The organism is Desulfolutivibrio sp., assembly GCF_036584575.1.
In the GTDB taxonomy this organism is placed as follows: Bacteria; Desulfobacterota; Desulfovibrionia; order Desulfovibrionales; family Desulfovibrionaceae; genus Desulfolutivibrio.
Genome location: NZ_JAZHDB010000040.1, coordinates 3,088 through 6,847 on the forward strand (window position 1 = coordinate 3,088; position 3,760 = coordinate 6,847).

A 3,760-nucleotide genomic window follows, 5' to 3' on the forward strand; every position below is an offset into this window, starting at 1 on the left:
GCAGGGAATGAGTAAAAACCACAGTCGTGTCTTTAGGGTGTTGCACGGCAAGCATGGGCTACCAAATAATCCAGGGACCGATGCCAAACGTCATCACATATTTCCGGGCGCTCTCGCGCAACGTCCCCGTGCCGCTGCCGGGTACGGCCGTAGCGCCTCAAGGCGGGTGAGCCATGCCGCTTCTCCCCATTGACGCCATCATTCCAGGAATGGTCGCGGCGGAGGACGTCGCCACCCCGGACGGGCGGCTTGTCCTGCCCGCCGGACAGGTCATCGGCCCCCGCCATCTGGACATCTTCCGCAGGCTCGGGGTCACGGGCGTGGACGTCGACGACGCCTCAGGGGGCGCCCCCCCCGACCAGGACGCAGTCAACCAACACCTGGAGGGGGCGGCCGCCTACGCCAGCGACTTTTTCGCCTTCCTGGACCCGGACCATCCCGTGGTCCTGGCCCTTTATCGGCATGTGGCCGGGGCCGTGGCCCTGGACATGGCCCGGGGCGTGGCCCTGCCGTCCCTGGAGGAGCGGCGGGCGGTCAATGTGGAGCATCTCTCCGACGTCATGCCCATGGAGATTGCGGCCCCGGCCCGGCTGGTGGCCCACGAAACGGAACTGGCCTCGTTTCCGGACATCTATTTCAAGCTCAAGGAGGAAATGGATTCGCCGAAATCCTCCGTGGGCCGCATCACGGCCCTGATCAGCCGGGACGTCAGCCTGTCGGCCAAGCTTTTGCGGCTGGCCAATAGCCCGCTGTACAATTTTTCCGGGGCCGTGGACACGATTGACCGGGCCGTGGCGCTGATCGGCATGGACCAGATCTCCACCCTGGCCCTGGGGGTGACGGCCATCAACTACTTCAAGGGCATCCCCCCGGAGTTGGTGGACATGCGGTCCTTTTGGCGGCACGCCATATCATGCGGGCTTTTGGCCAAGCTTTTGGCCAACGCCGTCGGGATCAACAACGTGGAACGGTTTTTTGTGGAGGGGCTTTTGCACGATGCCGGGCGGCTGATCCTTTTCAAGAAAATGCCCTACGCCTCCACCGACGCCCTGCTGTACGCCCGGGAAAACCGGGTGCCGGTCGTTGAGGCCGAGCGTGCGACATTCGGTTACATCCACACCGACGTCAGCAAACCCCTTCTGGCCCACTGGCGCTTCCCCGGCGGCATAAGCGACGGCATCAACCACCACCACAGCCCGGCCGAGGCGGGGAATCCCCAGCAGGCGGCCATCATCCATGTGGCGGACCTTCTGGCCAACGCCATGGATATCCCCGTCGGCAACCTCTATGTGCTGCCGCCCTTCGAGGCCTCGGCCTGGGAGACGCTCGGCATCGACATGCAGATGCTGCCCGGGATCTTGACGGAGTTCGAAGAACAGGCCGCCAAGACCCTCAGCGCCTTCGTCTGACGCGGCGCAACTCTCGAAAAAGCTCCTTTTCCATGTTCCAAAAAGTCCGGGTATCGGCCAGCCGACCGGGGCGTCGCACGCCGCTTTCGCATTACGGCAGACGGCGGGTCACCGCCAGCCCAGCACGATCACATGCACGGCCACCGGGCCGTGGGCTCCCTTGACGTACACGAATTCGATATCACCGGTGCTGCTGGCCCCGGAGATGGCGTGGATGGCCGACGGGAGTCCGGCGGTCGGGGAAAGCGTCGCAAAATAGGCCGCCAGGTCGGGCAGGATGCGGCTTTGCGGCATAAGCGCCATATGCGCGGGGGCCGCGATGGACACCGACCGGGGCATGCCCGGCCCGCTGGTGACGACCACGGTCCCGGTCGCGGCCAGACCCGCCGTCGCCCCCGTGATCCCCACCTCCGCCCGGGCCGCGTCCGGGCATGGCCGCTCCCCGTGGGGCGTGGCCACGGCCAGCCCCATGTCGCGCACCACCCCCGGGACGTCGAATCCCGCCATCCCGGCAAGCACGTCCCCCTCCCAGACCGCGACGCGGTGCGCCCCTGCGGCGCGTAAATATGACCGGATTGCGTCCGCCGCCTCCTGCGGGGTCGCGGCCGTGTAGTGGGTCACCCCGGCCATGTCCAGATTGCCCAGGAAGGCGGCCAGCAGGGCGTCGCCGTCTGGCTGGTCGATCTGCTGGGCCGCCGGGGCCGACGTTTGTTCCGGCGGGCGCGGCGCATCCGAAAGGGCCGCCTCCAGGCGAGCCAGCATGGCCGCACGGGCGTCGGGGACAGTGCATTTTCCGGACGGTTTCATCGGTCGCCTCCCCGGCGCAGCCTCGCCCGGGCCGACGCCTTGGCCCGGGTCCAGAAGGGGGGCTTGAGCCTGGGAACCATCCGCCTCCTGGCAAACGCCCGCAGGCCCGGAAATCTGGACAGCGCCGCAAGGCCCGGGTCCAGGGCCCGCAGGCCGCCCATGAGCCCCCGGTAAAGCAGCGGGCGCGTGAGCGTGGCTGCCGCCGCCCCGGCCAGCAGGCGTTCGCCCCGGCCGCACCAACCCATGTCCTCCGCGCCGCGCCGCCGCAGCTCCAAAAGCAGCCCCGGATGGTCGATGCCCGCCGGGCAGGCCTCCCGGCAGGCCCCGCAGCCGGTGCAGGCGTGGGCCAGGGCGAAGGTCTCCCTGGAGGGCATGAGCAGCGGCGTCAAAACCGATCCCATGGGGCCCGGATAGACCCAGCCGTAGGCATGGCCGCCGATGGTCTTGTACACCGGGCACACGTTCAGGCAGGCCCCGCAGCGCACGCACAAAAGCATCTCGCGCATCAGGGGATCGGCCAGAATCCGGCTGCGGCCGTTATCCAGAAGCACCAGATGAAACTCCCCGGCCCCGTCCGCCTCGTCCGCCCGGCGCGGGCCCGTGAAGACCGACAAATAGACCGGCATACGCTGACCCGTGGCGCTACGCGGCAAAAGCGCCAGCACGTCCCCGGCGTCGCCGAGCGTCTCCACCACCTTTTCGATGCTCATGACCGCCACATGCACCCGGGGGCAGGTGGTGGAAAAGCGGATGTTGCCTTCGTTTTCCAGCAAGATCACGCTGCCCGTGTCGGCCACGGCCATGTTCGCGCCCGTGACCCCCATGTCCGCCGCCAGAAATTTTTCCCGAAGCGCCTCCCGGGCGATCCGCGTCAGCTCCGGGGCGGTGTCCGCCGTGCGGCCCAGCTTCTCCAAAAAAAGCGCCGCCACCTCGTCCTTGGACTTGTGCAGGGCCGGGGAGATGATGTGCGACGGGCCTTCGCCCGCAAGCTGGATGATGTATTCCCCCAGGTCCGTCTCCACGGACTCGATGCCCACCGCCGCAAACGCCCCATTGAGCCCGATCTCCTCGCTGATCATGGACTTGCCCTTGACCACCAGCCGGACGTCCCGCTCCCGGGCCAGACCCACCACGATCTCCCTGGCCTGGCGCGCATCCCCGGCATAGTGCACCACGCCGCCTGCCGCCGTGACCCGCTCCTCAAGCCTGGCCAGCATCTCCGGCAGCCGCAGCACCGCCCGAAGCCTGGCCTCGCGAAGCCGCTGCCGCGCCGCCTCGAAATCCTCGAAATCGGCGAACGCGCGCTCCCGCAGGCCGCGCAACACGCCTGCCGCGCGCTGCAGCACGCCGCGCAGCCGCATATCCGCCGCCGCTTTTTCAGCGCGTTGTTCGAATGTGTCCATAGGTATCCTTGTATGATCGGGGCTGCTGCCCCGTACCCCGCCCGGGGGGAATCATTCCCCCGGACCCCCCGTCGCCGGGTCGTGGCTCATCACCGGAACCGACACCGGCGTGGGCAAGACCCGCGTCACCGCCGCCCTGCT

3 protein-coding genes are annotated in these 3,760 nt (G+C 68.1%); 1 reads left to right on the plus strand and 2 read right to left on the minus strand.

The features are described from left to right. Positions 1-173 precede the first annotated feature (173 nt). The gene (locus V3572_RS03235) at positions 174-1,409 is read left to right on the plus strand and encodes an HDOD domain-containing protein (protein WP_332109536.1); all 1,236 of its coding nucleotides are present in this window, start codon (positions 174-176) and stop codon (positions 1,407-1,409) included. Positions 1,410-1,517: 108 nt separating this feature from the next. Here V3572_RS03235 and V3572_RS03240 read toward each other — a convergent pair whose 3' ends face one another. After that, positions 1,518-2,216, minus strand: coding sequence for a LutC/YkgG family protein (locus tag V3572_RS03240; RefSeq protein ID WP_332109537.1), 699 nt, complete (start codon positions 2,214-2,216; stop codon positions 1,518-1,520). After that, complete coding sequence (locus V3572_RS03245) at positions 2,213-3,619, minus strand: lactate utilization protein B (protein WP_332109538.1); 1,407 nt, start codon at positions 3,617-3,619, stop codon at positions 2,213-2,215. The genes V3572_RS03240 and V3572_RS03245 overlap by 4 nt, the downstream gene beginning before the upstream one ends. Positions 3,620-3,760: the final 141 nt, after the last annotated feature.